This window comes from Acidiphilium sp. 20-67-58, assembly GCF_002255515.1.
Taxonomy (GTDB): domain Bacteria; phylum Pseudomonadota; class Alphaproteobacteria; order Acetobacterales; family Acetobacteraceae; genus Acidiphilium.
In genome coordinates this window covers 1-2,128 of sequence record NZ_NCAS01000086.1, presented here as the reverse complement: position 1 = coordinate 2,128, position 2,128 = coordinate 1, and the positions used below count along the sequence as shown (strand labels likewise).

Sequence of the window (2,128 nt, the reverse complement as noted above, 5' to 3'; positions counted from 1 at the left end):
TCCTGGTCCAGAAGCGGCGAGATGCCCGAGCCGCCCGGCGTTTTCTCCGCAAGCTGATGCGCCGATGGGGTCAGCCGCGCGTCGTGGTGACCGATAAGCCGAAGTTTTTACTTCAGAATGACCTGAACATGGCGGATTGCCTCGCGTAGCGCTGTTTTCCTGTATTTTGTTTGTGTCCATACATGGGGCTTGCGGCGCGACTTGGTCTGTGATTCCCTGCCTTCATGTTCATCGACGTGGTTCCGAATGGCCGATCGGCGCCGGCCGTGCTGTTGCGGGAGAGTTTCCGCGAGGGTCGCAAGGTTCATAAACGCACCATCGCCAATCTGAGCCAGATGCCGCCGGAACTGATCGATGGGCTGCGTGCGCTTCTCGCGGGTGGCGCGGTGGTCGGGAGTGCCGATCAGGCGCTCGAGATCCGGCGCTCGCTGCCGCACGGTCATGTGGCGGCGGCACTCGGGATGATGCGCAAGCTTGAGCTTCCCCGCCTGCTGGGCCGGAGGGCGTCGCGCGAGCGCAATCTCGCCCTGGCGCTGATTGCGGGCCGGGTGATCGCACCGGGCTCGAAGCTCTCGACCCTGCGCGGTCTGAACCCGCAGACCGCAACGACCAGCCTCGGCGAGATCCTCGAACTCGGCGCCATTGAAGAGCGCGAGATCTACGCCGCACTGGACTGGCTGGGCGCGCAGCAGGGCCGGATCGAGCGGCAGTTTGCAAGGCGCCATCTGCGCGACGGCACGCTGGTGCTCTACGACGTCAGTTCATCCTACCTCGAAGGCCGGCATTGCGAACTGGCACACCACGGATACAGCCGGGATCACCGGCCCGATCGGCCGCAGATCGTCTATGGTCTGCTGTGCGATCGCGAGGGTAGGCCGATCGCGGTGGAAGTGTTCGAAGGCAACACCGCCGATCCGGCGACGATCGCCGCCCAGGTGGAGAAACTCAAGCGGCGGTTCCATCTCGAGCGCGTCGTCCTGGTGGGTGATCGCGGGATGATCACCACGGCGCGCATCCGCGAGACGATCAAGCCAGCGGGGCTGGACTGGATCAGCTGCCTGCGCGCGGGGCAGATCCAGGATCTTGCCGAGGGACCGCTGCAGATGTCGCTGTTCGACGAGCGCGATATTGCCGCGATCACGTCGCCCGATTATCCGGGCGAGCGGCTGATCGCCTGTCGCAACGCGGCCCTGGCGACCGAACGACGGCGCAAGCGCGAGGCGCTGCTCGTGGCCACCGAGACGGAACTGGCGCGGATCCGGGATGCGACACGGCGCAAGCGCGCCCCTCTTCATGGCGAAGCCACGATCGGGCTGGCGGTGGGGGCGGTGATCAACCAGCGCAAGATGGCCAAGCATTTCGATCTCACCATCACCGCCAGCCGCTTCGATTTCCAGCGCAACGCCGCCAGCATCGCGCGCGAGGCGGCCCTCGACGGCATCTATGTCATCCGCACCAGTGTGAGCGCGGACGTCATGAGCGAGACCGAAGCCGTGTCAGCCTACAAGGACCTTTCGCGGGTGGAACGGGCGTTCCGGACCCTCAAATCGGTCGATCTCGCGATCCGCCCGGTGCATCACTGGCTCTCGCCGCGGGTGCGTGCCCACGTCTTTCTCTGCATGATGGCCTATTACGTCGAGTGGCATCTGCGCGACGCCCTCAAGCCTCTGCTGTTCCAGGATCACGACCGGCCTGGGGCCGAGCCCGGACGCTCATCGCCGGTCGCACCCGCATCGACATCCCCGGCCGCCGATTGCAAGCGCAGGCGACGCCGCAACGACCAGAACCTGCCGATTTCAAGCTTTACCGATCTGATGGCGCATCTCGCAACCCAGACCTTGAACACCGCAGCCCTGCCCAAGGCGCCGAACGCCACCTTCACCACCCTGGCAAATCCCACACCGCTGCAAGCCGCCGCCTTCGACCTGATCGGGATCGCCCCCATGCGTGTCCAGTAAGCGTCAAAATCAGATCAGAAAGTTTATCGATAAATACAGGGAAATTGCATTCAGATTAGTGAAAACTTCAGGATAAGCTACGGAGCTACGACGTTGCCCTTCGCACGGATTGCCGCAGCGCCGATCACCGATCGCACAAGCGGCTGAACAACCGGATCGAAGCATCCCAT

General features: G+C 64.1%; 1 protein-coding gene and 2 pseudogenes. All 3 read left to right on the top strand.

The features are described from left to right. Positions 1–98: pseudogene (locus tag B7Z76_RS15945) on the top strand (DDE-type integrase/transposase/recombinase); the annotation flags it as partial. 126 nt (positions 99–224) lie between these two features. Continuing rightward, positions 225–1,958 carry an IS1634 family transposase gene (locus B7Z76_RS15940; RefSeq protein ID WP_291345224.1) on the top strand — a complete coding sequence of 578 codons (1,734 nt, stop codon included), beginning with the start codon at positions 225–227 and terminating at the stop codon, positions 1,956–1,958. 71 nt (positions 1,959–2,029) lie between these two features. Then, a pseudogene (locus B7Z76_RS15935) lies at positions 2,030–2,128 on the top strand (IS6 family transposase); the annotation flags it as partial.

Bases quoted from the DNA above. Each gene is read 5' to 3' on its own strand.
- B7Z76_RS15940 (WP_291345224.1), top strand. From the start codon at position 225: ATGTTCATCGACGTGGTTCCGAATGGCCGATCGGCGCCGGCCGTGCTG.